Origin of the sequence: Arthrobacter sp. NPDC056493 (genome assembly GCF_042795115.1) — a bacterium.
In the GTDB taxonomy this organism is placed as follows: domain Bacteria; phylum Actinomycetota; class Actinomycetes; order Actinomycetales; family Micrococcaceae; genus Arthrobacter.
Genome location: NZ_JBHTSL010000032.1, coordinates 1 through 26779 on the forward strand (window position 1 = coordinate 1; position 26779 = coordinate 26779).

At 66.6% G+C, this 26779-nt stretch carries 21 protein-coding genes; 12 read left to right on the plus strand and 9 right to left on the minus strand.

Translation table 11 applies throughout. The features are described from left to right. Positions 1-53: 53 nt before the first annotated feature. Positions 54-875 carry a ParA family protein gene (locus tag ACFQ50_RS13810; RefSeq protein WP_377996109.1) on the minus strand — a complete coding sequence of 274 codons (822 nt, stop codon included), beginning with the start codon at positions 873-875 and terminating at the stop codon, positions 54-56. Between the two features lie 390 nt (positions 876-1265). Between ACFQ50_RS13810 and ACFQ50_RS13815 the strand changes: the two genes are divergently transcribed. Together ACFQ50_RS13815 and ACFQ50_RS13820 are read left to right on the plus strand one after the other, a co-directional pair. After that, positions 1266-4661: a pyruvate carboxylase gene (locus ACFQ50_RS13815; protein ID WP_377996110.1), complete on the plus strand. Its 3396-nt coding sequence runs from the start codon at positions 1266-1268 to the stop codon at positions 4659-4661. Between the two features lie 194 nt (positions 4662-4855). Beyond that, on the plus strand, positions 4856-6259 hold the full coding sequence (locus ACFQ50_RS13820; protein ID WP_377996111.1) for a hypothetical protein: 1404 nt from the start codon (positions 4856-4858) through the stop codon (positions 6257-6259). 99 nt (positions 6260-6358) lie between these two features. Here the strand turns inward: ACFQ50_RS13820 and ACFQ50_RS13825 are convergent, their stop codons facing one another. Continuing rightward, positions 6359-8179, minus strand: a complete 1821-nt coding sequence (locus ACFQ50_RS13825; protein WP_377996112.1) for an AMP-dependent synthetase/ligase — start codon at positions 8177-8179, stop codon at positions 6359-6361. A 194-nt stretch (positions 8180-8373) separates the two neighbouring features. On the opposite strand from ACFQ50_RS13825, the gene ACFQ50_RS13830 reads away from it, so the two are divergent. Continuing rightward, positions 8374-9519 (plus strand): ROK family glucokinase, encoded by a 1146-nt coding sequence (locus ACFQ50_RS13830; RefSeq protein ID WP_377996113.1) that lies wholly within the window; start codon positions 8374-8376, stop codon positions 9517-9519. A 25-nt stretch (positions 9520-9544) separates the two neighbouring features. On the opposite strand, the gene ACFQ50_RS13835 is transcribed toward ACFQ50_RS13830, so the two are convergent. The 3 genes from ACFQ50_RS13835 to ACFQ50_RS13845 are packed head-to-tail and all read right to left on the minus strand — an operon-like array spanning position 9545 to position 11863. Next, a complete protein-coding gene (locus ACFQ50_RS13835) occupies positions 9545-10273 on the minus strand; it encodes a hypothetical protein (protein WP_377996114.1) in 729 nt (242 codons plus the stop codon). Continuing rightward, complete coding sequence (locus tag ACFQ50_RS13840) at positions 10266-11078, minus strand: alpha/beta hydrolase (protein ID WP_377996115.1); 813 nt, start codon at positions 11076-11078, stop codon at positions 10266-10268. The genes ACFQ50_RS13835 and ACFQ50_RS13840 overlap by 8 nt, the downstream gene beginning before the upstream one ends. Continuing rightward, positions 11075-11863 (minus strand): alpha/beta hydrolase, encoded by a 789-nt coding sequence (locus ACFQ50_RS13845; protein ID WP_377996116.1) that lies wholly within the window; start codon positions 11861-11863, stop codon positions 11075-11077. Before ACFQ50_RS13845 ends, ACFQ50_RS13840 begins: the two co-directional genes overlap by 4 nt. Before the next feature lie 111 nt (positions 11864-11974). Between ACFQ50_RS13845 and ACFQ50_RS13850 the strand changes: the two genes are divergently transcribed. Then, positions 11975-12700: a lysophospholipid acyltransferase family protein gene (locus ACFQ50_RS13850; RefSeq protein WP_377996117.1), complete on the plus strand. Its 726-nt coding sequence runs from the start codon at positions 11975-11977 to the stop codon at positions 12698-12700. 92 nt (positions 12701-12792) lie between these two features. Continuing rightward, positions 12793-14184 carry a class II 3-deoxy-7-phosphoheptulonate synthase gene (locus ACFQ50_RS13855; protein ID WP_377996118.1) on the plus strand — a complete coding sequence of 464 codons (1392 nt, stop codon included), beginning with the start codon at positions 12793-12795 and terminating at the stop codon, positions 14182-14184. Positions 14185-14267: 83 nt separating this feature from the next. Here the strand turns inward: ACFQ50_RS13855 and ACFQ50_RS13860 are convergent, their stop codons facing one another. Next, entirely contained in the window at positions 14268-16502 is a 2235-nt protein-coding gene (locus tag ACFQ50_RS13860; RefSeq protein WP_377996119.1) for a PASTA domain-containing protein, read from the minus strand. Positions 16503-16614: 112 nt separating this feature from the next. Beyond that, positions 16615-17934, minus strand: a complete 1320-nt coding sequence (locus ACFQ50_RS13865; protein WP_377996120.1) for a LysM peptidoglycan-binding domain-containing protein — start codon at positions 17932-17934, stop codon at positions 16615-16617. Between the two features lie 250 nt (positions 17935-18184). Between ACFQ50_RS13865 and ACFQ50_RS13870 the strand changes: the two genes are divergently transcribed. Further along, entirely contained in the window at positions 18185-18538 is a 354-nt protein-coding gene (locus tag ACFQ50_RS13870; protein ID WP_236807971.1) for an Rv2175c family DNA-binding protein, read from the plus strand. An 89-nt stretch (positions 18539-18627) separates the two neighbouring features. On the opposite strand, the gene ACFQ50_RS13875 is transcribed toward ACFQ50_RS13870, so the two are convergent. Then, positions 18628-19722 carry a polyprenyl synthetase family protein gene (locus tag ACFQ50_RS13875; protein WP_377996121.1) on the minus strand — a complete coding sequence of 365 codons (1095 nt, stop codon included), beginning with the start codon at positions 19720-19722 and terminating at the stop codon, positions 18628-18630. After that, the gene (locus ACFQ50_RS13880) at positions 19719-20264 is read right to left on the minus strand and encodes a hypothetical protein (RefSeq protein WP_377996122.1); all 546 of its coding nucleotides are present in this window, start codon (positions 20262-20264) and stop codon (positions 19719-19721) included. Before ACFQ50_RS13880 ends, ACFQ50_RS13875 begins: the two co-directional genes overlap by 4 nt. A 75-nt stretch (positions 20265-20339) precedes the next feature. On the opposite strand from ACFQ50_RS13880, the gene dinB reads away from it, so the two are divergent. The 6 genes from dinB (at position 20340) to ACFQ50_RS13910 (ending at position 26767) form a co-directional block, all read left to right on the plus strand. After that, positions 20340-21581 carry a DNA polymerase IV gene (dinB, locus tag ACFQ50_RS13885; protein ID WP_377996123.1) on the plus strand — a complete coding sequence of 414 codons (1242 nt, stop codon included), beginning with the start codon at positions 20340-20342 and terminating at the stop codon, positions 21579-21581. A 317-nt stretch (positions 21582-21898) separates the two neighbouring features. Then, on the plus strand, positions 21899-22270 hold the full coding sequence (locus ACFQ50_RS13890; protein WP_377996124.1) for a DUF3040 domain-containing protein: 372 nt from the start codon (positions 21899-21901) through the stop codon (positions 22268-22270). Positions 22271-22648: 378 nt separating this feature from the next. Beyond that, on the plus strand, positions 22649-23077 hold the full coding sequence (gene mraZ / locus ACFQ50_RS13895) for a division/cell wall cluster transcriptional repressor MraZ (RefSeq protein WP_377996125.1): 429 nt from the start codon (positions 22649-22651) through the stop codon (positions 23075-23077). 176 nt (positions 23078-23253) lie between these two features. Then, positions 23254-24252, plus strand: a complete 999-nt coding sequence (gene rsmH / locus ACFQ50_RS13900; RefSeq protein WP_377996126.1) for a 16S rRNA (cytosine(1402)-N(4))-methyltransferase RsmH — start codon at positions 23254-23256, stop codon at positions 24250-24252. Then, the gene (locus tag ACFQ50_RS13905; RefSeq protein ID WP_377996127.1) at positions 24249-24914 is read left to right on the plus strand and encodes a hypothetical protein; all 666 of its coding nucleotides are present in this window, start codon (positions 24249-24251) and stop codon (positions 24912-24914) included. Before rsmH ends, ACFQ50_RS13905 begins: the two co-directional genes overlap by 4 nt. Before the next feature lie 44 nt (positions 24915-24958). Beyond that, positions 24959-26767: a peptidoglycan D,D-transpeptidase FtsI family protein gene (locus ACFQ50_RS13910; protein ID WP_377996128.1), complete on the plus strand. Its 1809-nt coding sequence runs from the start codon at positions 24959-24961 to the stop codon at positions 26765-26767. The last annotated feature ends 12 nt before the right edge of the window (positions 26768-26779 follow it).

Consider the following 26779-nt stretch of genomic DNA (forward strand, 5'->3'; position numbering starts at 1 on the left):
CGCTGTCTCAGTACGCTTCGGTGCGATCCGGAGTGTGGCTCAGCCGGGCGCTGTTAGCGGGCGCTCCGGCTGCGGCTGGTCTTGCTGGTTGCCATGAGATTTCCCAGCAGCGTGTCGTAGAGCCCGGCCGCGGCCTTGGCAGAGTCGCCGGGCCAGTGGTGTACGGAATGCGCAGCGCCCTGGATCTGCTGCCAGTTGGCCTGCTCCGGGATGTGCGGAGACAGCAGGAGGTCGCCGAACATGGACTGCATCTCGGCGAGCCGGAACGCGTGCTCGGAGGACCCGGAGCGCACGCGGTTGGCCACGATGCCGGCGGGGGACAGGTTCGGCGCGAACTCCTGCCGGAACAGCTGGATGGCCCGCATGGTGCGTTCGGTGCCGGCAACGGAGAAGAGCCCGGGCTCGGCCACCAGCGCCACCTTGTTGCTGGCGGACCAGGCCATGCGGGTGAGGCCGTTCAGGGACGGCGGGCAGTCCACCAGGATGAGTTCGTAAGTATTCGCGCCGGCGAGCACCGCGGCGAGCCTGCGCAAATCGCGCTTGCCAAGGTCGGGCCGGTCGTAGATGCCGGTGTACGCGGACCCGACGGCGACATCGAGCACTGCTGGACCGGAGCCGTTGACGGCTACCCGGCTAATCCAGCCGCTGGGCACGACGTTCTCGGCGATCCTGGCCTTGCGCGGATTCTTCAGCATCCTGCCGATGTCCAGCTTGTCGCTGGGCTGCACCCCGAGGGCTGTGCTGGCGTCGGCATGGGGATCGAGGTCAACTACGAGGGTTGGGATGCCCGCGGCCAGTGCCGCAGACGCCAGTCCGGTTGTAACGGATGTCTTGCCGACACCGCCCTTGAGGCTGCTGATGCTGACTACTTGCACTTGATAAACCAATACCTAACGCCGGTTGCCGTGTTGGGGTACGTTCCGTTCCGGTGCTGCCGGAAGGTGCTCCAGGAACAGGGGCAGGCTTCCGCCGCCCCATTCATCATATGTTGACCTCGGCCGGAATCCCTTCTTATCGGGATCCGGGCATGCCTTCCCGGCCGGTTGGTCCGGTGTCGTTGTTCACCGCCGGCAATAGCTGCAGTGCTGCGGAAGCAAACGGTGGGGTAGGGCGGCGTTAAGGAGTTAAATACGGGCCCGGCCGTGAATATGGCCCGGACATGACGGATAATTCTGTGATGGTAGACACAATGATTTGTGTTTCGTCCGGCCCGTCTTACACACTGTGACCACTCACCGATCCACCCGCAATGATGCAGGAGAAGTATGTTTTCCAAGATTCTGGTGGCCAACCGCGGAGAAATCGCAATCCGTGCTTTCCGCGCTGGCTACGAACTGGGCGCCAAAACGGTCGCCGTGTTCCCCAATGAGGACCGTAACTCGATCCACCGCCAGAAGGCCGACGAGGCGTATCTGATTGGCGAAGAGGGACACCCCGTGCGCGCCTACCTGGACGTCGATGAGGTGGTGCGGGTTGCCAAGGAGTCCGGTGCGGACGCCATCTACCCCGGTTACGGCTTCCTCTCCGAGAACCCCGACCTGGCGCGTGCCGCCAAGGCTGCAGGCATCACCTTCGTGGGTCCGCCCGCGGAGGTCCTGGAACTCGCCGGCAATAAGGTGGCAGCACTGGAGGCCGCCCGCAAGGCCGGCGTCCCCGTGCTGAAGTCCAGCGCGCCGTCGAAGGACCTTGACGAGCTTATTGCTGCTGCGGATGAGATCGGTTTCCCCATTTTCGCCAAGGCCGTGGCGGGCGGTGGCGGGCGCGGCATGCGCCGCGTCGACACCCGCGAGGCCCTGCCGGAGGCACTGCAGTCCGCCATGCGCGAAGCCGACGCGGCCTTTGGTGACCCCACCATGTTCCTCGAGCAGGCCGTGCTCCGCCCGCGCCACATCGAGGTCCAGATCCTGGCCGACGCCGAGGGCAACGTCATGCACCTCTTCGAGCGTGACTGTTCCATCCAGCGCCGCCACCAGAAGGTCATCGAGATCGCGCCGGCCCCCAACCTGGACGAAGGAATCCGCCAGGCCCTGTACCGGGACGCCGTGAAGTTCGCCAAGGCCCTGAACTACGTCAACGCAGGAACGGTTGAGTTCCTCGTGGACACCGTGGGCGAACGCGCGGGCCAGCACGTCTTCATCGAAATGAACCCCCGCATCCAGGTGGAGCACACCGTCACGGAAGAGGTCACCGACGTCGACCTCGTCCAGGCGCAGATGCGCATCGCCGCCGGCGAGACCCTCGCCGACCTGGGCCTGTCCCAGGAGACCGTTTTCCTCAAGGGTGCCGCGCTGCAGAGCCGCATCACCACTGAGGACCCGGCCAACGGCTTCCGGCCCGACGTCGGAAAGATCACCGGCTACCGCTCAGCCGGCGGTGCCGGTGTAAGGCTCGACGGCGGCACCGTTTACTCGGGTGCCGAGATCAGCCCGCACTTCGATTCCATGCTGGTAAAGCTCACCTGCCGTGGCCGGGACTACCCCGCCGCAGTTGCCAGGGCGCGCCGGGCGCTGGCGGAGTTCCGTATCCGCGGTGTCTCCACCAACATCTCCTTCCTGCAGGCCGTCCTTGACGACGCCGACTTCGTCGCCGGCAACGTGGCCACATCCTTCATCGACGAACGGCCCGAACTGCTGAAGGCACGCGTCTCGGCCGACCGCGGCACCAAGCTGCTGACGTGGCTGGCCGAGGTCACCGTGAACAAGCCCAACGGTGAACTTCCGGTCCGCACCGATCCCGCGGACAAGCTCCCGGCCGTCGCCGGCGTGGAGGCGCGCCCCGGCTCCCGCCAGCGGCTGCAGGAACTCGGACCGGAAGGCTTCGCCCAGTCGCTGCGCGGGCAGACGGCCGTGGCCGTCACCGACACCACGTTCCGCGATGCCCACCAGTCCCTGCTGGCCACCCGCGTCCGCACCAGGGACCTGCTGGCTGCGGCACCCGCCGTCTCCACCCTTCTGCCGGAACTGCTGTCCGTTGAGGCCTGGGGAGGCGCCACCTACGACGTCGCCCTGCGGTTCCTCGGCGAGGATCCCTGGGACCGGCTCGCCGCGCTGCGCAAGGCCCTGCCGAACGTCTGCCTGCAGATGCTGCTCCGCGGCCGGAACACGGTGGGCTACACCCCGTACCCCGAGGAAGTGACCGAGGCCTTCGTCAACGAGGCAGCGGCCACCGGCATCGACATCTTCCGCATCTTTGACGCCCTGAACGACGTTAGCCAGATGGCGCCCGCCATCCGCGCCGTCCGGGCCACGGGCACCGCCGTCGCCGAAGTGGCACTGTGCTACACGGGCGACATGCTGGACCCGAACGAGACGCTCTACACGCTGGACTACTACCTGGGCCTGGCGGACAAGATCGTCGAAGCGGGCGCCCACATCCTTGCCATCAAGGACATGGCTGGCCTGCTGCGTCCGGCGGCCGCCGCGAAGCTCGTCTCGGCATTGCGGGAACGCTTTGACCTGCCGGTGCACCTGCACACCCACGACACCGCAGGCGGCCAGCTCGCCACGCTGCTCGCGGCAGTCGATGCAGGCGTGGATGCCGTGGACGTCGCCTCGGCGTCCCTGGCCGGCACCACGAGCCAGCCGTCGGCGTCGGCCCTGGTTGCCGCCCTGGCCCATACGGAACGCGACACCGGGCTCAGCCTGGCCGCCGTCAGCTCCCTCGAGCCGTACTGGGAGGCCGTGCGCAGGGTCTACGCTCCGTTCGAGTCGGGCCTGCCGGGCCCGACCGGCCGCGTGTACCAGCACGAAATCCCGGGCGGGCAGCTCTCCAACCTCCGCCAGCAGGCCATCGCGCTTGGCCTGGGCGAGCGCTTCGAAGCGATCGAGGACATGTACACGGCTGCCGACCGGATCCTGGGCCACCTGGTCAAGGTGACCCCGTCGTCGAAGGTTGTGGGCGATCTTGCCCTGCACCTCGTGGGCCTCAACGCGGACCCGGCCGACTTCAACGAGAACCCGCAGAACTACGACATCCCGGACTCCGTCATCGGGTTCCTGTCCGGCGAGCTGGGCGATCCTCCCGGAGGCTGGCCGGAACCGTTCCGCACCAAGGCCCTCCAGGGCCGCAGCATCAAGGTGCGCGACGCCGAACTGAGCGCCGAGGACAGCGAGGCTCTCCGCGGTGACTCGAAGACCCGCCAGCAGACGCTGAACCGGCTGCTCTTCGCCGGTCCGACCAAGGACTACCTCAAGAGCAGGGAGACGTACGGCAACGTTTCGGTTCTGGACACCCGTGACTACCTCTACGGCCTGCAGCGCGGCGAGGAGCACGTGATCCAGCTCGAAAAGGGTGTCCGCCTCATCGCGTCCCTGGAAGCTGTGTCCGAGCCGGACGAGAAGGGCATGCGCACGGTCATGTGCACGCTGAACGGCCAGTCCCGCCCCGTCTCGGTGCGCGACAAGTCCGTGGTCAGCAACGTGAAGACGGCCGAGAAAGCGGACGCGTCCGTCCCGGGGCACGTCGCAGCTCCCTTCGCAGGCGCTGTGACGGTCACCGTCAAGGCGGGCGACGCCGTCAACGCCGGCGACACCGTTGCCACCATCGAGGCGATGAAGATGGAAGCATCCATCACGACGCCGGTGGGCGGCAAGGTGAGCCGGCTGGCCATTTCCGCTGTGGAACAGGTCCAGGGCGGTGACCTGCTGATCGTCGTCGAATAGGCGACTGGTGACCAGCTGACCGGCGACTGGATGACCGCTGGATAGCCTGCAGGGTGGCCAGCGGCCGCCCTGCAGGTAGGGTGGAAAACAGAAAAAGGTTGTGGGGACGGCGCCAAGCCGCCCCCACAGCCATTTCCGAACCCCACGGGCAGCCGGAACCCGACCGGAAGCCAGTAGAAAACAGAGCGGAAGCCATGACGCAGACCAATACGCCCAGACCCGGCCCGCGCCCCGACCGGATCCCCTCTATCGCCAAAGACAGCGAGGCCGAGGTTGCGGGCGAGGCAGGGACCAGTCCGGCCGGCGTGGCGCCGACGGGGGACATCAGTGTGGTGACTGTTTCCGACGCCCAGGACCGCTCTTCCGCCGGTTCGCTCTCGGCAGTGACTGGCGTGGTGCAGCAGGGAACGGCGTCATCGGCCATGCCCGTCGTGACGGCGGGACCCGGCGGCTTCAGCGCGGGCGGCGTCAACACAGGCGAGGTCAGTGCAGGCGATAATCACGAAGCAGGCGCAGCCGCCGCGGATACCGAGGCAGCCGGCACCGGGTCGGCAGGCGTAGCCGACCCGATTGCCGGCGAATCAGCTGCCGCCGACTCAGCTGCCGCCGCTGTACCGGCGCCGGCTGACGAAGCCAAGGAGCTCCCCGGGCGCCGTGAACGTCCCGAGGGACCCGAGCCCGCTGCCGCCCTGACCGCCGACCGTCTCCTCACGAGGTCCGCGGCCGCACCGGTTTCGGGCTGGCGCCGGTGGCTCTACCAGGCAAGCCTGGGCTACGTGAACCTCGGCGACTCGGACCAGGTCCGCATCCAGCGGGCCATGGAGCACCGCATCGCCATGCGGCTGGGGGAGCGGACCCGGTACGTGCCGGTGCTCTCGCGCAAGGGCGGAGTAGGCAAGACCACCGTCACCACGCTGCTCGGTATGGTGCTGGCGGAGCTGCGTGAGGACCGGGTCATCGCGATGGATGCGAATCCGGACCGCGGCACCCTCTCGGACCGTTCGCCGGGCAGGGCCGATTTCACGGCCCGCCAGCTGGTGAAGGACAGGTTCACGGTTAACTCGTTCGCACAGTTGTCCAACTACACGGCGCGGGACGGTTCACGCCTCGATGTGCTCGCCTCTGACACGGATCCCATGGTGGCGCACGCCTTCGACGACGCCGATTACCGCGCCGTCACCGACATCCTGGGCCGCTACTACTCGATCGTGCTGACCGACTCAGGCACCGGCATGGTGCATTCGGTCATGAAGGGCACGCTGGAAAAGGCCGACGCCGTGGTGCTCGTCTCGGGCGGCAGCGTCGATGAGGCGCGGCTCGCGTCCGAGACGCTGTCCTGGCTTGAAGCCCACGGCCGCCAGGATCTCGTCGCCAAAGCAACAGTGGTCATCAACATGGCCGCCGGCGACCGCACCCTGGTCAACATTGACGAAATCGAGCAGCACTTCCTGTCCAGGGTCCAGAATGTGGTGCGGATTCCGCATGACCGGCACCTGGCGGAAGGCTCGCGGATCCGCCTCGGCCAGCTGAAGCCGGCAACCCGCGCCGCCGCCGTGGAGTTGGCCGCGCTGGTGGTGGACGAGCTGCAGCAGGCCTAAGCCCCCGCCGTCGGGGGAGTTTTTGTCCACTTATCGGCCTCCGGAGGCCCCGGAAGTCGCGACAGGTGGACAAAAACTCGGGTGGGGATCGAGTCCCGGCTAGGCGCGGGTGGGCTTCGGCGACTTGTACATGTCGTCGATGACGCCTTCGAAGTCCTTCATGACCTGGGCGCGCTTGACCTTCATGGACGGGGTCAGGTGGCCGGAGGCTTCGGTGAAGTCGCTCGGCACGATCCGGAAGGACTTGATGGCCTCCGCCTGTGAGACCGACTGGTTGGCCTGGTTGATGAGCTCCTGCACGGCGGCCTTAACCTCGGCGTGCCCGGCGGCGTCGGCCAGGGATGTTTCCGCCGGCAGTCCGTGGCGCTGCAGCCAGCCCGGGAGGGCTTCCTCATCGAGAGTCACGAGGGCGCCGATGAACGGGCGGTTGTCGCCCACGACCAGTACCTGCGACACGAGCGCATCAGCCCGGATCTGGTCTTCGAGCAGTGCGGGAACCACGTTCTTGCCGCCGGCGGTGACGATGATTTCCTTCTTCCGGCCGGTAATCAGCAGGTAACCGTCCTCGTCGAGCTGGCCGATGTCGCCGGTGCGGAACCAGCCATCAGCGAACGACTCCTCGGTCAGGTCCGGGCGCTGGTAGTACCCGCGCATGACGCAGGCTCCCTTGACGAGGATCTCGCCGTCGTCTGCTATCCGGACGCTGTTGCCGGGAATCGGGGCACCGACCGTGCCGATCTTGATCCGCTCCGGCGTGTTGACACTGACGGGTGCCGTGGTTTCGGTGAGGCCGTAGCCCTCCAGGATCTGCAGGCCGATGCCCTGGAAGAAGTGGCCCAGACGCTCGCCCAGCGGGCCTCCGCCGGACACCGCATGGGCCACCTCGCCGCCCATCGCGGCGCGGAGCTTGCCGTAGACGAGCTTGTCGAAAATGGCGTGCCGGAGCTTCAGGCCCAGGCCGGCGCCGCCGGCCTGCCGTGCCCGCGAGTACGCGATCGCGGTCTCGGCGGCCTTGTGGAAAATGGCGCCCTTGCCGCCGTCCTCGGCCTTGGTGAGGGCCGAGTTGTATACCTTTTCGAACACGCGCGGAACGGCAAGGATGAACGTCGGCTTGTAGCTCTGCAGGTCAGGCAGCAGGTTCTTGATGTCAGGGGTGTGTGCCACGGTGACGCCGGCGGCCACGGCCAGGACCGAGATGAAGCGCGCGAAGACGTGCGCCAGCGGCAGGAACATGATGGTCCGGGACTGCTCGTTGACAACACCGCTGAGCGAGGTGGCGAGGGCGTTCTCGGACAGCTCCACGAAGTTTCCATGGGTGAGTTCGCAGCCCTTGGGCCGGCCGGTGGTGCCCGAGGTGTAGATGATGGTGGCGAGGTCGCGGAGTCCGGCCGAGCGGCGGCGGGCGTCGAGCTCCTCATCGCTGACGGCGGCGCCGGCCGCACGCACGGTGTCGAGCCCGTCCCCCTCCAGTTGCCACACGTGGGCCAGCGCCGCGAGGCCTTCTGTGGCGGCTGCCTGCCGGATGATGTGTTCGTGGTGGTCCGATTCGCCAAATGCGGCGACGGCACCGGAGTCGCCCAGGTTCCAGGCAACCTGGGAGGGGGAGGACGTTTCGTAGATGGGAACGGAAACGCCACCTGCGAACCAGATGGCGAAGTCGATGAGTGCCCACTCGTAGCGGGTCCGGGACATGATGCCCACCCGGTCGCCCGCACCGATGCCGCTGGCGATGAGCCCCTTGGCGAGGGCGGACACGTCGGCCAGGAACTCCCTGGCCCGGATGTCCTGCCATTGGCCGGCGGAATCGAGGCGCGAGAACAGGGCAGGGTTGGACGACTTTGCCGCCTGACGCAGTACAAGGTCCGTGATGTTGCTGTCCAGAGGTACGTTCGCCAAGGGCGGAACGCTGAATTCGCGCACGTTAGCTCCTTTGATATCCGTTGGCCGCAGCGGGTAGTCCTAACCTTAGTACGTCACCGGACGAGGGCCGGCAGATCCAGGTTACCCGTCAGTAACTTTACGGGGGCGGGCTGCAGGCCGCCAGTGTGCCGCACGTGTCGCTGGTGTGTCGCACCTGCGAAGACGCCCTGTGGCGACACCTAGAATGAGGGACTATGCAGCCCTCCCCGCCCAACGAGCAGCCAGCCCCGCCCCTCGATTCCGGCCGGAGCGGACTGGCGGAGGGATGGGCGTCCCGGGGCGCGGCGTCGGGGCGCTCAAGGTCGCGGCGCCCTGTGCCGGGATACGGCGGCCAGCTGGCGGGCCGCCGCCTGTTGCGGCAGCAGCTGCGGCTGGGCCGCCGGGGACTTGCCATCGGCATCGACATTGGCGGCACCAAGGTTGCCGCCGGCGTGGTGGACGCCGAGGGCCATATCCTGCGCGAGGCCCGGCGCTCCACGCCGGGAAGCGATCCGCGTGCCGTGGAGCGCGTCATCGTGGAACTGGTTGAGGAACTGAGCGCCGGTGCCCGTATCAGATCGGTGGGCATCGGCGCCGCCGGCTGGATGGATCTCGACGGCGGTACGGTGCTGTTCAGCCCGCACCTCGCCTGGCGGAACGAACCGCTCCGCGAAAACCTGCAGCACCTGCTCCGCCGCCCCGTCATGCTGGTCAACGACGCCGACGCCGCGGCCTGGGCCGAGTGGCGCTTTGGTGCCGGACAGGGACAGGACCGGCTGGTCTGCATCACCCTCGGCACCGGCATCGGCGGAGCCATGGTGATGGACGGGCACGTTGAGCGGGGCAGGTTCGGTGTGGCGGGGGAGTTCGGCCACCAGATCATCATGCCGGGCGGACACCGGTGCGAATGCGGCAACCGCGGCTGCTGGGAACAGTACGCCTCGGGCAACGCCCTTGGCCGGGAGGCCCGGGAACTCGCCCTGGCGAACTCGCCGGTGGCCCAGGAACTGCTCAAGGCCGTCGACGGTAGCCCAGAGCGCATCACCGGAGCGACGGTAACCGAACTGGCCATCGCCGGCGACGCCGCCTCCCGTGAACTCCTCGAGGATGTTGGGAACTGGCTCGGGCTGGGGCTGGCCAACCTTGCCGCCGCCCTCGATCCCGGGAAGTTCGTGATCGGCGGCGGTCTGTGCGCCGCCGGCGAACTGCTGGTGGCCCCCGCGCGCAAGGCCTTCGCCCGCAACCTCACCGGCCGGGGATTCCGTCCGGCCGCAGAAATCGACCTGGCCGCCCTGGGGCCCAACGCCGGCCTGATCGGCGCTGCCGACCTGTCCCGGGCAAGCAGCCGCACGCACCGCTGACCCGCACGCACCGCTGACCGCGGCATCAGACCCGGGCGCCGTCGTCGTTCTCGTCTTTCTCCTGCGGCAGCCTCATGATCAGATACACCACAGCACCGATGAAGACGGCCACCATGCCGAGGATTGCCAGCAGCGGCGCGGAGCGCCAGAACATGGACGACAGGACCAGCGCCACCGGGGCGCCCACGGCACCCAGCCAGGCGAGCATCGTCAGCGGGTCAGTCGCCGAGAGCTTGGGGGGCTCCTCCGGGACGAACTCGCCGTCGTCCTCCTCCACGCTGTAGTCGCGCGGATCCCCGGCGCCGGCCGGAACGTCAGCCTGCCCGGACCGGGCGGTCTTCCCACGTTCGGCGGCCTTGGCCTGCTCGGCAGCCCGCTGCCGCTCGGCGGCTGACAGTTCGCGGGGCGCCCGCGGCGCCAGGCCCAACGGGTCGAAGTCGGTGAAGCGTTTCGCCGCACTTTCCGCGCCGGAACCGGCGTCCGCCTGTTCTGCCGGTGCAGAGCCTTCTGCGGGCGCAGGGCCTGCTGCCGGTGCAGGGCCGGCACCGTCGGCTGCGTCTCCGCTGGCAGCCGTGCTGTGCCGGGGACCGCCGTGATGGTGCGGGGGTCCCGGGGCGGTGGATTCCGCGGCGCCGGGGAATCCGGCGGCATCCGGGGCGGGGGTATCGCCCGTGAGCCTGGCCACCAGGTCGAGCCAGACGGCGTCGTCCTGGTTGGCACTAGGATCGGATGAATTCGAATCGGGCCTATTCATCGGTGGCGCCCTTCTTGCTGGCTGTCGCGGAGTCGGCGGATCCCTGGCGGATGTCCGCCACTACGGAGCGGATAAAGTCCACTGAGCCGCTGAAGATCTGGTCGGCATCGTGGTCCAGCGTGGCCACGTGATAACTGTTGTCGAGCCGGGTGAGCTGCAGAGGGGCGTGGGTGAGCCCGCGCCGCAGGGCCGTGATGCTGGAATCGGAAACAACGTGGTCCACGGTGGAGCGGAACACGCGCACCGGCGCTGTGATGCGGGGCAGCAGCCGGACCGTGTCCTTGAACATCTTATTCAGTTCGTGGGCCGCTGCCACGGGGGTACGCGAATATGCGCCCTCGTCGACGCCCTGTTTCCGGATGTCGTTTGCAATGGCCGGCGTGCTCTTGAGGACCAGCTTGAGGATGCCGGCCAGCGGCGCGCGGCGGTCATCGATGACCAGCCCGGGGTTGACCACGATGGCTCCGGCCACAGGCCTGGTGGCGGCGAGGCGCAACGCCAGGGCTCCGCCCATGGACAGGCCGGCGGCGAAGACGAGGTCGCACTCGGACTCGAGCTCCAGGTAGGCGGCGTCCATCGCCCCATGCCACTGCTGCCAGCGGCTGCGGGAAAGCTCCTGCCAGGTGGTGCCGTGGCCCGGCAGCAGCGGCATCCTGACGGCAAAGCCGGCATCGGCAAAGGACTGGGCCCACGAACGCAGGCTGTGCGGACTGCCGGTGAACCCGTGGGACAGGGCGATGCCGACGGACGGCCCCTCGCCGGAAAAGGCGCTGCTGAACGGGCTGTGATCGGGAACTGTGGTCATGACTTCTCCGACGGTATGTGGCTTCGGGAATGCAGCTGGAAAAACCGGGCCGAGGACTCGAAGATTTCCTGGGCGTCCGTGTCCAGCGTAGCCACGTGGCCGCTGTTCCGAAGCGGCACCACGTCGAGGGCCGCCGAGGTGAGGCGTTTCCGGATCAGGCTGAGCGAGCTCGGGGGTACTACCGCGTCATTGACCGACTTGAAGACCAGCACCGGGGCCGTGATCCGAGGCAGACCACGGATGGCGGCAGCGAACAGCCGCTTCAACTGGTGAACCGCCGCCAGCGGCGTCACTGAGTAGTCGCCGTCGTCGGTGTGGGGCGCCGTCGGATTTTCCTCCGGTATGGGCACCGTGGTCCTTTGAATGTACTTCAGCAGGCCGATGATCCGGACCCGCCGGTCGTAGAAGCTCAGGCCGGGATTGACGACGGCGACGCCCGCTACGCTCTGGCGGGACGCGGTGAGCAGGGCGATCGCACCGCCCATCGAGAGGCCGGCCACATAGCATTCGTCTGTCCTGGCGGCCAGGTCCAGATATGCCGATTCGAACGCGCCGTGCCACTCGCGCCATCCTGTCCTGGCAAGATCCTGCCAGCTGGTCCCGTGCCCGGGGAGGAGCGGAACAGTGACGGCGAAGCCGCGCGCCGCCAAGTGTTCGGCCCACGGCAGGATGCTGAGGGGGCTACCGGTGAAGCCGTGGGAAATCGCGATTCCGATCCGCGCATTGGGTCCGTGTCCCGCGTAGCTGAAAGCCGCGGGCCTTGTACGGTCGCTGCTTTCTGTCATGGAACCATCGTGTCACTGTTCCGGACAATTCTCACTAGAGTTAGGGTTGCATTGCAGTGCCGCCGGGCCCTCTGAACGCCCCGGCGGTAGCCTTCCGGAGAGGTACGACACGTGTTCTATTGGGTCATGAAGCGGATCTTCCTGGGGCCGGTGGTCCGCACTCTTTTCCGGCCGTGGGTCAAGGGGCTGGACAACATCCCGTCCGAGGGTGCGGCCATTATTGCCTCCAACCACCTCTCATTTTCGGACTCGATCTTCATGCCGCTGATGGTGCCGCGGCCCGTCATTTTCCTGGCCAAATCCGAGTACTTCACGGGCACCGGGCTCAAAGGCCGGCTGACCGCCATGTTCTTCCGGCTGACCAACCAGCTCCCCATGGACCGTTCCGGCGGGGCGGCCTCGGCGGCCTCACTCGAGGCGGGCATGGACGTACTGACTCACGGGGGGCTGCTGGGCATCTACCCCGAGGGCACACGCAGCCCCGACTCACGGCTCTACCGCGGGAAGGTGGGGGTGGCGCGGCTGGCGCTCAAGGCCGGCGTCCCCGTCATCCCGGTGGCGATGATCGGAACGGACAAGGTCCAGCCCATCGGCAAACGGCTGCCGAACATCCGCCGGATCGGCATGATCTTCGGGAAGCCGCTGGACTTCAGCAGGTATGAAGCCCTGGCGGAGGACCGGCTGATCCAGCGGTCCGTCACGGACGAGATCATGTACGAACTCATGCGGCTCTCCGGACAGGAATACGTGGACGAGTACGCCTCGGTGGTCAAGCTCAGGCTGGCGGGGAAGCCAGGCGAAGAGCCGGGGGACGCCGGTTCGTCCCGGTCCGCCTAGGTGGCGGTGCCGGACCGCATCTGTGACGGCGCGGCCGGGCGCATGACAGTCCGGGTGTCCCGAAGCCCGTCCGGCCATCTACTCTTAGTAGTGTGACTGAGCTATCTGCAAAACCTGCCTCTTCCCTGACCAGCACTTCACAGAGCGGTGCTGCCAACTATCCGGGACTCGACAACTGGCGGGACCTTCCCATTTCGCAGCAGCCGAGCTGGCAGGACTCCGAGGTCTTCAGCGCATCCGTCAAGGAACTGTCGGCGCTCCCGCCGCTCGTTTTCGCCGGTGAGGTGGACATCCTGCGCGAGCGTCTTGCCGCCGCAGCCCAGGGCAAGGCCTTCCTGCTCCAGGGCGGTGACTGCGCGGAGACCTTTGAGGGTGCCACGGCGGACAAGATCAGCGCCCGCGTGAAAACGATCCTGCAGATGGCGGTGGTCCTCACTTACGGTGCGGCGATGCCCGTCATCAAGATGGGGCGCATGGCCGGCCAGTTTGCCAAGCCGCGTTCGTCCAACGACGAGACCCGCGACGGCGTGACGCTGCCGGCCTACCGCGGCGACATCGTGAACGGCTACGACTTCACCCCCGAGTCGCGGGCCCACGACGCCAGCCGCATGCTGCGCGCCTACCACACCTCCGCTTCCACGCTGAACCTCATCCGGGCCTTCACCCAGGGCGGCTTTGCGGATCTCCGCCTGGTCCACACCTGGAACAAGGGCTTCACCGAGAACCCTGCCCACGCGCGCTACGAGTCGCTCGCACGCGACATAGACCGTGCCATCAAGTTCATGGCATCCTGTGGCGCCGACTTTGAAGCCCTCAAGCGGGTTGAATTCTTTGCCAGCCATGAGGCACTCCTGCTCGACTACGAACGTGCCCTGACCCGCATCGACTCCCGTACCGGCCTGCCCTACGGCACCTCCGGCCACTTCCTGTGGATCGGCGAGCGTACCCGCGAACTGGACCACGCCCACGTGGACTACCTGTCCCGGGTCCGCAACCCGATCGGCGTCAAGCTGGGCCCGTCCACGTCCGGTGACGACGCGCTGCGCCTCATCGACAAGCTGGACCCCAACCGCGAACCCGGCAGGCTCACCTTCATCACCCGCATGGGTGCCGGCAACATCCGCGAAAAGCTCCCCGCGCTCGTGGAGAAGGTCACCGCCTCCGGCGCCCAGGTCCTGTGGGTTACGGACCCGATGCACGGCAACACCGTCACCTCACCCAACGGCTACAAGACCAGGAATTTCGACGACGTCATTGACGAGGTGCGCGGGTTCTTCGAAGTGCACCATGCACTGGGGACGGTTCCGGGCGGCCTGCACGTCGAGATGACGGGGGATGACGTCGCCGAGTGCCTCGGCGGAGCCGACCCCGTCGACCAGGAAGCGTTCCTCGACCGCTACGAGTCGGTCTGCGACCCCAGGCTGAACCACATGCAGTCGCTGGAGATGGCGTTCCTCGTGGCGGGCGCCCTGACCCGTCGCTAAGAGGCACTGCGGCACACCTGACTGCACCAAGAAAGACCGGCCCCGGGAATTACCGGTGCCGGTCTTTTCGTTCGTCGTCCCGGCTACACCACGGTGAGGGTGATGACAGAGCCTTCGGGCACCTCGGTGTCCACAGGATCCTGGTCCCGCACCGTGCCGAAAAATCCGCCGAGGATTTCGTTGACGCGGACTTCGAACCCGCGCTTCTCCAGGGCTTCGCGGGCCACCCGGACCTGCTTGCCGATATAGTTGGGCACCTTCACGAGCTTGGGTCCCTCGGAAATCGTCAGGGTCACCGTTTGGCCTCTGGTCAGGGTCCCTGAAGCAGGGTCCTGGCTGACCACTGCGCCCTTCGGAACGGCCTTGTCGTGCACCGTTTCGTCGGCGAAGACCGCTTTCAGTCCGGCCGCTTCGATGGCACGGAAGGCGGCGTCCTGGTCCTGTCCGCGCACGTCCGGCACCGGTATGGGCTGCGGGCCCTTCGAAACAGTGAGGCTCACCGGCGTCCCATGCCGCACGGCGGTTCCCGGGGCCGGAGCCTGGCCCAGCACCGTGCCGGCAGGGACCTCCTCGTCGAACTTTTCCGTGATCTTGCCGAGCGCCATCTCGGCACCGCTGAGTGCTTCCTTGGACGCCGCGAGCGTCTTGCCGGCCAGTTGGGGCAGCGGAAACAGCTGCGGCCCCTTGGACACGAACAGCGAAACCTGCTGGAATTTGCGGATTTCCGTGCCGGCGTCCGGTTCCGAACCCACCACGAGTCCGGCCTTGACGTCGTCGTCGAACACGTCCTGGGTGCTGGACTGGAAACCTGCGTCCCGGAGCAGTTGCTGCGCCTCAGCCACGGTCCTGTTCGCCACGGCCGGCACGGTGCCGGGGGAGCCCGGTCCCATGCCGAAGAACCACCCCGCCCCCGTGGCCAGAAGGGCCAGGATCACCAGGACCACAATCCAGAGCGCGCCCCTGCGCCGGGAATTGCCCTCCCGGAGCGTGCGGACGGGAGTGGCCGCGGCGCGCGACCGCTCTTTTTGTTCGTGGCGGTCCAGCTTCCGCTGCTCCCGCTTGTTCAGGGGCAGCGGGGCCGCCTCCCTGTCGTCGTCGTCGAATCCGTACGGTGGCAGGACCGGCCGTCGCGTTGAAGAGGCCGGTGTTGAAGAGCCGGGCGTTGAAGAGGCCGGTGTTGAAGAGAGCACGGTGGTCGGGTTGCTGGTGCGTGAAATGACCTCGGTCGGGCGGGCCGGGAAGCCATCATCGCCGTGAATCGGCGCCAGCAACTCGGTGTGGTTTGCCTGGTTACCCCGTGAAGCCTGTGCTTCCGGGCCTCCCTGGACGCCATGGCCAGGCGGGCTTTGTGGCACGCGGGACGGCATCCGGGCGGGTGCGGGGGGCGCGCCCAGGATGCGCGGGCCGGCGTCGTGTGCCGCACTTGCCACCGCGGCCGCCTGAACCGCTGCTGGGGGCTGCAGATCCAGTTCGGAATCGGTGAGGTTGGTCCGGATATGACGGAGTTCCGCCAGCAGGGCGTTGCCGTCCACCGGCCGTTGCTCAGGGTCGCTGGCGGTGCACCACTGCACGAGTTCGTCCACTTCCCCCGCGAGGCCTGGAGCCAGGGCGGAGGGGGCGTCCACGGCGGAATTCACGTGCTGGTAGGCCACCTGGATGGGGACCTCGCCGTCGAAGGGCTGGCGTCCCGTGAGCATCTCGAACAGCATGATGCCAGTGGAGTAAATGTCACTTCGTGCGTCGGCCGGCTTGCCGAGGACCAGTTCGGGCGAGAGGTACGCGACGGTGCCGATCAGGGCACCTGTGCTGGTTGACGTCGTCACGGCACGCGCGAGGCCGAAGTCGCCGATCTTGATCCTGCCATCGTCGGCGATCAGGACGTTCTCCGGCTTGACGTCGCGGTGGATCAGGCCGGCGGCATGGGCGGCCCCCAGGCCCTCCACCACCGGATCAATGAGTGCCAAGGCCAGCCGGGGGGACAGGGCACCCTTGCTGTTGATGACGTCGCGGAGGGTGTGCCCCTTGATGTACTCCATCACGAGGTAGGCGGTGTCTCCGTCGTGTCCCTGGTCGAGGACGCCCACCACATGCGGGTGTGAAAGCTTCGCGGCTGCCCGTGCTTCGCGGGCAAGGCGGTCGAGGAAATTGCCGTCGTTGACCAGGTGGGGATGCAGGACCTTCAGGGCAACATCACGGTCCAGCCGCTGGTCCGTGGCCACATAAACGGTGGACATCCCGCCGCGAGCCAACCTGGACTTCACCTGGTATCGGTTGTCCACCAGTGACCCGACGAGACTGCCTAAAGCGTTTTCCTGCACTCTTCGATACTAAGTGCTGCACGGAAACGGGTCCGAATCAACATGCGATCCGGACCCGTATCGTTATGCTCCCTGGGCTCGGAAATGCCGGCCCTGGGGTCAGTTGAGGACCTCAGCTGAAGGTCTTGCGGTGTGCCTTGATGGCTGCGACGTAGTGCTTGGTGTCCGTGTACATGCCGTGCTTGTTGACCGAGTACTGGCCCTGGTAGTAGCCGGCGATGGCGTAGTCCAGGTTCTTGCTGGTGCGGATCAGCTGGCGGATGATTGCGATGCCGGCGGTCGCATTGTCGTACGGGTCAAGCAGGTTCAGCTTCCGGCCCACGAGGTCCGATGCCCATTCGCCGGAGGAGGGGATGACCTGCATGGTGCCGATGGCGTTGGCCGGTGACACTGCACGCTGGTTGAACCCGGATTCCTGGTACGCGAATGCCTGCGCCAGCGCCGGATCCACGCCCATCCGCCGTGCCGTGTCCGCCACGATGGACTGCATCTGGGCCAACGACGGAACCGGCGAGGCGTTGAGCAGGGCCTTGTTCTTGTTGGCCGAACTCACCACGGCTGCCGGGTAGGTGTAGCCGAGGAAGGAACTGGGCACGAGCGGCGTGACGCTGGATGCCGGCTGGACGGAGCCGGCCTTCCCGGGGATGGCGAGCTTCTGGCCGGGGTAGATGATGCTGGAGACCTTCAGCCGGTTCGCCGACAGGATGTCCGCGAGCTTGACGCCGTGCCTGGCTGCGATGCCGGACAGCGTGTCTCCGGACTTGATGACGTAGGAGGCTGACCGGGTGGCGGCCGGTGCCGCAGCCTTGGCCGGCGTGGCCGCAACAGCCGTGCCGGCACCAAGCCGGATCTTCTGGCCCGGGTAGATGATCGATGTCACCTTGAGCCCGTTCCAGCTGAGCACCTGGGAGAGCCTGACGCCGTGCCGCCCGGCGATGCCGCCCAGCGTATCGCCGGACTTGACCGTGTAGGTCCGCGCAGCGGTGCTGGCGGGTGCCGCAGCCGTCCTGGCGGCCGGAGCCGCGGCCACCTTCAGCTTGATCCGCTGCCCGGGGTAGATCACGGAGTTCGACTTCAGGTGGTTGAGCTTCAGCACGGCAGAGGTGCTCAGCCCGTACCGGCCGGCGATGCCGCTGACAGTGTCCCCGCGGACCACAGTGTGGGCCGTCGGTGCGATGCGGGTGGGCTGAAGGCCCGACGGGATCGCGGCCGGGACCGATGCCGCAGGGATGATGCCTGCTTTGACTGCTGCTGCCTGGGCCTCGATGGCGGCGGCGAGTGTCGCGGGTACGGTTTTGGGCCGGGTATCGGCCACGGCGGGCTGGGCGACCGCAAGGGAGGAAAGCATGACGGCAGGGAGCGTGGCCGTCGTGGCCGCGATCAGGGGCAGGCCCGGCCGGGGTGACTGCTTGGTGGAGCGGGTCGTCGTCATGGGAAAGATCCTCTTCTCAGCGGCGAATGCTGTCGGTCATGCCAGTTGCTCGTGATACCAATGTTACTAAAGTTAATTGTGTTGCGAATGTTATCTATGTGAATCTCTCACGATTTGCCGGTTAGCACAAGAATTGGATTTGAGCCGGAAAATCTGCCCGGCTGGGAGTGTCGCGCTCGAAAATGGCGCGGGCGCAGACGTGCGCTGTTCCGACTAGGCTTGCGGGCGCCCGCCGTGGCAACCTTGACCCGTGAGTACTGTAGAAACCCTTGTAGGCGACTGGCTGCCACTGCCCGACGTTGCCCAGTTGCTGGATGTGTCCATTACCAAAGTCCACGGGCTCCTTGACGAGCGCGCGCTGGCGGCCCTGCGGATCGGCGAACGCCGGATCCGGTCGGTGCCCGCGGCTTTCCTCCAGGACGGCCACGTCGTGGACAGTCTCAAGGGCACGATTGTGGTGCTGGCAGACGCAGGCTTCTCGGATGAGGAGCTCATCGGCTGGCTTTTTACCCCTGACGAGTCACTGCGCGGGCGGCCAATTGATGCCCTCCGTGAGGGGCGCAAGACCGAAATCCGCCGTCGGGCCCAGTCCCTGGCCTGGTAGCTAACCTGGCCTGGTAAGAAAAATCTGGCCTGGCAGCTGACCAGGCCTGTAACGGGAACCCAGCCTGACAAACGGGCCGGGCGCGCCTATTAGGCGGCCCGGCTCACTGTCGCCTCGGCCAACCGCCGCAGCGCGGTCTTGGGGAGGTCGTCCAGGGGCAGCACCTCGAGGGCTGCGTAGGCCGCCGCTCCGAATTCCTCGATCAGCACTTCCGTGGCCTGCAGCGCCCCGCAGTCCGCGATGATCCGGCGGATTTCGGCCACGTCTTCCTCGCTCAGCTCGGGGCTGCCAAGCTTTGAGTCGATGAACGCGGACTCCTCGGGGGTGGCCAGATCCAGGGCGAAGGCCACGAGGACGGTCCGCTTGCCTTCCCGAAGATCGTCTCCTGCGGGCTTGCCGGTTGTGACCGGGTCGCCGAAGACGCCCAGGACGTCGTCGCGAAGCTGGAAGGCCTCGCCCAGGGGGAGCGCGAAGGCGGAGTAGCCCCGGAGCAGTTCGTCCGATGCCCCGCCAAGCGCCCCGCCCAGGGCGAGCGGATGCTCCGTCGAGTACTTGGCCGACTTGAAGCGGATGATCGACTGGGCCCGGCTGACGGCGCCGGCGCGGTCCCGGACCGGACCGGCCACCTCTTCGAGGATGTCCAGGTACTGGCCGGCCATGACCTCCGATCGCATGAGGTTGAAGATCAGCCTTGCCCGGCTTCCTGAGGCCGCCGTTTCGCCGATGTCGGTGAAGGCTTCCTCGCTGAAGGACAGGCAGAGATCGCCGGCCAGGATGGCTGCGGCGTGCCCGAAGCGTTCACTGTCGAGGGCCCAGCCCTGGGACTCGTGGAGCTGGCTGAACCGGCGGTGCACGCTGGGTCCGCCGCGGCGCGTGTCCGACCGGTCGATGATGTCGTCGTGGATCAGGGCCGCGGCCTGGAAAAGCTCCAGCGCGGCGCCCGCTGTGATGATGTCCTCTGCCGAGGACGGGCCACCTGCTCCGCGCCATCCCCAGTAGCACATGAGGGCGCGCAGCCGCTTTCCGCCGGTGACCAGGTTGGAGATGGATCCCATGATGGGATCGATGTCGGGCGAGATCGCCGTCATGATCGACTGCCGGGTAGTCAGAAAGTCCGTGAGCTTTCCCGCGACGGCGGCCACGAAGTCCGCCTGCTCCACGCGAAGCTGCTCGGCCACCATCACTTGACGGAGTCCGGCGTCACGTTGGCGCCGATGGTGAAGGTGGAAACTCCGCCGGTTGCGGGGACAGCGATGTTGACTGTCTCGCTTCCACCCCGCACGAAGTCCTTGGACGCCACGCTGCCCACCGTGTTGCCGGGCACGGCCTTGAAGCCCTGTGCTTCCAGGGCCTTGGTGTAATAGGCGACGACGGCGGCCGGCTTGGCGGCGGTCGAGCCCACCAGGGCGGCGGTGGCCGGGGATGTTGACTTGTCGAAGCTGCTGGCCACCACTTTTGCCCCTGGCATCACGGGTAGCAGCTTTGACGGGAAGCCGGCGACGAGCGCTCCCACGGTGGCTGACGTGCCCGGCGCTGCGCTCGGGCTGGCGGTTGTGGCCGCGGACGCCGTGGCAGTCGCCATTGCGGACGAGGGGGTGGGTGCCGTTGCTGCGGGCGCTGCGGAGCCGGGTGCCTGTGCCGTGCAAGCTGACGCCGCCGCCACTATGGCCGCTCCAGCGGCGAGCAGCCCGAGGCGGGCAGGCAAGAGCGTTCCAATGACCTTCACAGGTGCGGTCCTCCTGGATGTTGGTGCCGGATTCAGCCTCCAGTTTAGTCAGGTGCAGGGCATAGGATTGCAGGTGTGGGGCCGGACGAAGACAAAGAGCAGGCGGAAGCGCGGCTGCGGGAGCTCCGGCGGGCGAGCATCATGCACGTCGACATGGACGCGTTTTTTGTCTCGGTGGAACTTCGCGGCCGCCCGGATCTGCGCGGCCGGCCGGTCATAGTGGGCTTCCCGGCGGAGCGTTCCGTTGTGCTTTCCGCTTCGTATGAGGCCCGCAAGTTCGGCGTGAAATCCGCAATGCCCATGGCCGTGGCCCGCCGGCTGTGTCCGCAGGCCACCATCATCGAGCCCAGGCACAAGCTGTACTACGAAGTGTCCGGGCAGCTAATGGCCATATTCGGGTCCATCACCGAGCTCGTTGAGCCGCTCAGTGTTGACGAGGCATTCCTTGACGTCGGCGGCGCGATCCGCAGGCTCGGTCCGCCGCTGGAGATCGGGCAGCTGATCCGGCGACGGGTCGCCAGCGAGCTCGGCATCACTGCGTCGGTGGGGATTGCCGCCAGCAAGTTCGTTGCCAAGATCGCCTCCACCCGGTGCAAGCCGGACGGCCTGCTGCTCATCAGGCCGGAACAGACCGTGCCATACCTGCACAGCCTTCCGGTCAATGCCCTGTGGGGTGTCGGGGGAAAGACGGCGGAGGTGCTGGCCCGAATGGGTATCCGCACCGTGGCGGACGTCGCCGCGACGCCGGTTTCCTCGCTCAAGAAGGTGCTGGGCGCCACCGGCGAGCACGTCCACCGGCTCTCCTGGGGTATCGATGGCCGGGCGGTCACCCCCGTGCGGGTTGAGAAAAGCATCGGAGCAGAGGAGACGTTCGCCGCGGACACGGCGGACGATGCCCTGCTGCACAGGGAGCTGCTGCGCCTGTCCCACCGCACAGCCGAGCGGCTCCGCGCTTCCGGGCTGGTGGCCCGGACGGTGGCGCTCAAGCTGCGGTACGCCGATTTCTCCACCGTGACCCGAAGCCGCACTGTCCACACGCCACTGGACAGCGCACAGCTTATCTATGCCGTGGCCATCCAGTTGCTGGAGTCGCTCGGCAGCCGGCCTTTGACGGTCCGGCTGGTGGGTGTCCGTGCGGAGCAGCTTGAAGCGGCCGCCCAAACGTCACTCCAGCTGAGCCTGGACAGGCGCGACGATAACTGGCGTGCCGCTGAACAGGCACTGGACAAAGTGGCGGAGAAATTCGGCAGCAAGTCCGTGCTTCCGGCCCGGCTGCTCGAGCCGGGGAGCGGCAACTCCCGGCGTGATTCCGCCTGACGTGATTCCGGCGACATCGGCCTGGGCGGGAAAACGTGTTCATGGCCGCAGATCCGTGTCAGTTCAAGGCACCAGGCACTGTTGCCGCCCGTGAACAGCGTCTTTCAGAACAGCGCCCAACAAACTATCCTTATAGATACAAAGATTTCGAACGTCTGGACATGTGTGGATCACCTGACCCGCCGCGTCAGTATGCTTGAATTCCTGGATCTGCCGAGGTTGGCAGGCCGGGAACCTGGATAGCATGCCGGTCGTTGACGAGGCAGGAACAACCGGTTCCGGCCTGTCTGGACGTTGGCCTACTTAAGGAGGTCGTGATGCCGCTCTCGGAGCACGAACAGAAGCTGCTCGAGCAACTCGAGAGGCAACTGCATGAGGACGATCCCAAGTTCGCCAATTCCATGGGCTCGGATCCCGGCCGCAGCTGGTCCACCCGGCACATCGTGATTGGCGTACTGGCCACATTGGCCGGGGTGCTGCTCCTCCTGGTGGGGGTCTCCCTCCAGAACATTTTCGTAGGGGTCCTCGGGTTCGTCGTCATGGGTGCCGGAGTTTACTTTGCCACGATGCGCAGCGTTGCGGCCGGCAAAGCAAAGACCGGCGGGCATGGCCGCAAGTCCAAGAGCAAGAGCTCCTTTATGAACAGCCTCGAAGAGCGATGGGACGAAAGGCGCCGCGGGGAGTCCTGAGCCCGCGCTCCACTTCCCGCCACCTCCGCTTCGTACCACCCTCCACATCGCACCACCGGGCCATCCCCGGTGGGCGCCAATACCCAGGAATGACCCGCTGCGGCGGGTCATTCCGCTTTAAGCCGCAGACCAGGTGCCCGGACCGGTGCTCCGTGGTCCCGTCTCGCACGACCGCCGCCGGCGGTCCGGCGCAATTCCCCTCCACTTTCCACCCCCGGCCAAAATCCCCGCCATTCCGCGGAAGAATGTTTGTCCAAACTGCAGAGAAATGCCCGCGCCGCGTTGACTGTGGGGAGAAGTGGAGTAAAGTGGAGCGCGTAAGAGGGTAGTGGCAGCGCGGGGGTTGTTCGGTTTCTGACGGCAGACGGGCGGTGGGACGTGTTCCTTGGGACACACTCGCCGCGTCTTGACGAAAAGGGCAGGATCATTCTTCCCGCCAAGTTCCGTGAGGAGCTTGCCGGCGGACTTGTTCTCACGCGAGGCCAGGAGCGCTGCATCTACGTCTTCAGCGAGCAGGAATTCGCGAGGGTACACGAGCAGATCCGGGAGGCTCCGATCTCTAACAAGCAGGCTCGTGACTACATCCGGGTTTTTCTCTCTGGAGCCTCGGACGAGGTACCTGACAAGCAGGGGCGCGTGACCATACCTCCCGCGCTCCGGGAGTATGCAGGGCTCGGCAGGGAGTTGGCCGTTATCGGGGCCGGCACCCGCGCGGAGATCTGGGACGCCCAGGCCTGGGACGCGTACCTGGCGGAGAAGGAAACCTCCTTCTCTGAAACCGACAACCCCATCGCCGGCATCCTTTAGGCCGGCCCGAATCCATTGCGTTTCTTGGTCGAGATCTCCAGCCGCCCATCCTTGACGACTACCTGGCTCACTTCCCCGGAGCCAGGCAGTCCAGGGGATAGGCGCGGATGGGGATCTGGCCCAAGAAACCACCCGGTTCAAGAAACCACCCGAGGCGCTGAAGGAAGGACGAAGGCGTGACAGAACCCGACCAGCCGAAGCCTACGTCTGAACGCCATGTGCCGGTCCTGAAGGACCGGTGCATCAATCTTTTGGCGCCCGGATTCGAGGCGGCACGCCAGCGCGGCGAGACCCCGGTAGCCATCGATGCCACGCTCGGCATGGGCGGGCACTCCGAAGCCATGCTTCAGCGCTTTCCTGACCTGCACCTCGTGGGCATCGACCGTGACGAGGAAGCACTGGCACTGGCAGGTGAACGGCTCCAGTACTTCGCTGACCGCACCGACCTCGTCCACGCTGTTTACGACGAAATCGCCGAGGTGCTTGAGGACCTGGGCATTCACGAGGTCCACGGCATCCTGATGGATCTTGGGGTCTCGTCCCTGCAGCTCGACGAGCGCGAACGCGGTTTCGCCTACTCCTTTGACGCCCCCCTGGACATGCGGATGGACACCAGCCGCGGCCAGACGGCGGCGGACGTGGTTAACACCTACAGCGAAGAGGACCTGGTCAGGATCATCCGGAAGTGGGGCGAGGAAAAGTTCGCCGGGCGCATCGCCAACAGGATCGTCAACGCCCGGGCAACAAAGCCATTCACCACCACGGGGGAACTCGTCGAACAGATCCGCGCGGTGGTTCCCGCCGCCGCTGCCAAGTCCGGCGGTCACCCGGCCAAGCGAACCTTTCAGGCGCTGCGCATCGAGGTCAACGAGGAACTCGAAGTCCTCGAGCGTGCGGTTCCGGCGGCGGTGGACGCCATCGCGCTCGGCGGCCGGATCGTGGTGATGTCCTACCACTCCCTGGAAGACAAGATCGTCAAGGGCGTCTTCCAGACCCGCTCCAAATCGTCAGCTCCGCTGGGATTCCCGGTGGAGCTTGAAGAACACAAGGCCGAACTCAAAACCCTGACCAAAGGCACCGAGGTGCCCACCGCCGTCGAGATCGCAGAGAATTCGCGTGCAGCATCAGCCCGGCTGCGCGCAGTGGAACGCATCAGAGCCAGGAGAGCAACATGAGCGCAGCAGCTGCCAAGACCCTCGCCCTTCCGTCCGGCCCGAGCGTCCAGGACATAGAGGCCGGACTTCCGGGTTCGGCCCGCAAGGCGCGCACCCCGCTGTCCCTGGTCCAGTCCGCACCGAGGAAGCGGCGTGCGCCCTTTGTTGTTCTCTGCTTCGGCATGCTGGCGGCCGCGCTGATCGCCGTGCTGGTGCTCAACATCTCCGTTTCCACGGCCCAGTACCAGCTGGTCAAGCTCCGTGCCGAGCAGACTGCCCTCACCAAGCAGAACCAGGATCTGACACAGCAGGTGCAAAACTTCGAGGCTCCCCAGAATCTGGCTGCCAAGGCCGCAGAATTGGGAATGGTTGCTTCCACCGGCAAGGGACAGATCGACCTTTCCACGCTGACCGTCAGCGGGGATGCCAAGCCGGCGGTTAAGGGCGACTCGGCAGGAGCGGTGATCGCTGCCCCTGCCGTCCCGGGTCAGCTGAATGTGGTCCCGCCCGCCAGCTCGGGCGAACCGCTGGCAAGCCGGGCGCCCGCTGCCGGTGAAATAGCTGCTGCCCAGCCGGAGACCCCGGCGGCTGCCAAGCCGGCCGAGCCCGCAGCGGCTGCCAAGCCGGCCGCCCTTAACGGGGGCACCGTTCCGGCGCCGCAGCAAAAGACGCCGGGGCAGTAGGGCAGAAACAGGCGGCTGATGGCCCGCATGGCAAGCAGTAGGGGATGAGCGTGGCGCAAGGCAAGAGCAAAGCAAGCAAGAAAAAGGCTGCTAACGCCACCAAGAGGCTCCGCCTCGGACTCAGCATCATGCTCGCACTGCTGGTGGTCGTTGGCGGGAAGCTCTTCCTGGTGCAGGGACTGGACGTCGGCGGCATGGCCGAAGCTGCCCTGGACAACCGGCTGCGCCCCACCGTGCTGCCGGCCGAACGCGGCAGCATCCTGGACGCCAACGGAACCGTGCTGGCCAACAGCGTTATCCGCTACAACATCACCGTTGACCAGTCTGTAAACACCAAGACCGAATCGTTCAAGCGGCTTGAAAAGGTGGACGGCAAGGACGAGCTGGTCACCGTGTCCCGCGACCAGGGGATCGCCGAGCTGGCCGCCGTACTGGGCATGGACGTCGAGGACGTGCGCAAATCCGTCACCGGAACCAGGACCTACTACATTGTGGCCAAGGACCTCCGGCCTGACGTCGAAAACCGCGTTTCGGACCTGCAGATACCCGGCATCTTCTCGGAGGGCACCAGCAAGCGTGTCTACCCGAACGGCTCGGTGGCCGGCGGCATCGTGGGCTTCCTGGAGAACGGGACCACCGGCCAGGCCGGCCTCGAACAGACCCAGGACGAGATACTGCGCGGCACCCCTGGCAAGCGCGTGTTTGAAATCGGCGCCGACGGCCTCCGCATTCCCGTGGGCATCGACGAACTGACGCCCGCGCAGGACGGCAAGGACGTCAAGCTCACCCTGAACTCCGACCTCCAGTATTTCGCCCAGCAGGCCATCCAGACCCAGGCAGACAAACTCAGCGCCGAGTGGGGGGTCATCATCGTTTCGGACGTGAAGACCGGGAACATCATCGCCATGGCCGACACCGACACACCCGACCCCAACGATCCCGGCAAGGTTGCGGCGAAGGACCGCGGCGTCCGCTCCGTCACCGCAGCGTACGAGCCCGGATCTGTTGAGAAGCCCCTGACGGCCGCCGCGCTGATCCAGGAGGGCAAGTCCAGCCCGCTGGACAGGTTCACCATTCCGCCGTCCCTGGTGATCGACGGCCAGCAGTTCGATGACTCGTTTTCGCATGGAACGGAGCAACGGACACTGGCGGGCATCATCGGGTACTCCATGAACACCGGGACCGTGATGGCGGGCAGCCGCCTGACCAAGGACCAGAGGCATGACTGGCTGCAGAAGTTCGGCATCGGCGAAGCTCCGGACATCGGACTTCCGGCGGAAGCCAAGGGCATTCTGACTCCGGCAGCCCAGTGGGATGACCGGCAGCAATATACAGTCCTCTTTGGCCAGGGCGTTTCCCAGTCGACGCTGCAGACAGTGCGCGCCTACCAGACAATCGCCAATGGCGGAGTCATGCTGCAGCCCCGCCTGATCGACAGCTACATCAGTCCTGACGGCACCGAGGAGAAGGTGCCGGCCAAACCGTCCCGGCAGGTCATCTCCAAGGACACCTCGAAGCAGGTCAGGGACATGCTCGAAAGCGCCGTCACCGAGGGTGAAATCAAGGAAGCCGCGATCGACGGTTACCGTGTGGGGGCCAAGACCGGAACCTCCGAATCGCCGTGCGATGACGGTACGGCCGGCTTCTGCGGCTACACCGCCTCGATCCTGGGGATGGCGCCGATGGACGATCCGCGGTTTATTGTGGAGGTGGTTCTGCAGCGTCCCAAGGGGTCCATTTATGGCATCACCAACGGGCCCGTGTTCCGCTCGGTCATGGGCCAGGCACTGCGGACGTACAACGTTCCGCCGTCCAAGGGCACGCCCGTCAGGCTGCCGCAGTACGCCAAATAGCCCAGTACGCCA

Bases quoted from the DNA above. Each gene is read 5' to 3' on its own strand.
- ACFQ50_RS13820 (WP_377996111.1), top strand. From the start codon at position 4,856: ATGACGCAGACCAATACGCCCAGACCCGGCCCGCGCCCCGACCGGATC.
- ACFQ50_RS13865 (WP_377996120.1), bottom strand. From the start codon at position 17,934: ATGACGACGACCCGCTCCACCAAGCAGTCACCCCGGCCGGGCCTGCCC.
- ACFQ50_RS13840 (WP_377996115.1), bottom strand. From the start codon at position 11,078: ATGACCACAGTTCCCGATCACAGCCCGTTCAGCAGCGCCTTTTCCGGC.
- ACFQ50_RS13890 (WP_377996124.1), top strand. From the start codon at position 21,899: ATGCCGCTCTCGGAGCACGAACAGAAGCTGCTCGAGCAACTCGAGAGG.
- ACFQ50_RS13845 (WP_377996116.1), bottom strand. From the start codon at position 11,863: ATGACAGAAAGCAGCGACCGTACAAGGCCCGCGGCTTTCAGCTACGCG.
- ACFQ50_RS13830 (WP_377996113.1), top strand. From the start codon at position 8,374: ATGCAGCCCTCCCCGCCCAACGAGCAGCCAGCCCCGCCCCTCGATTCC.
- ACFQ50_RS13815 (WP_377996110.1), top strand. From the start codon at position 1,266: ATGTTTTCCAAGATTCTGGTGGCCAACCGCGGAGAAATCGCAATCCGT.
- ACFQ50_RS13910 (WP_377996128.1), top strand. From the start codon at position 24,959: ATGAGCGTGGCGCAAGGCAAGAGCAAAGCAAGCAAGAAAAAGGCTGCT.
- ACFQ50_RS13905 (WP_377996127.1), top strand. From the start codon at position 24,249: ATGAGCGCAGCAGCTGCCAAGACCCTCGCCCTTCCGTCCGGCCCGAGC.
- ACFQ50_RS13835 (WP_377996114.1), bottom strand. From the start codon at position 10,273: ATGAATAGGCCCGATTCGAATTCATCCGATCCTAGTGCCAACCAGGAC.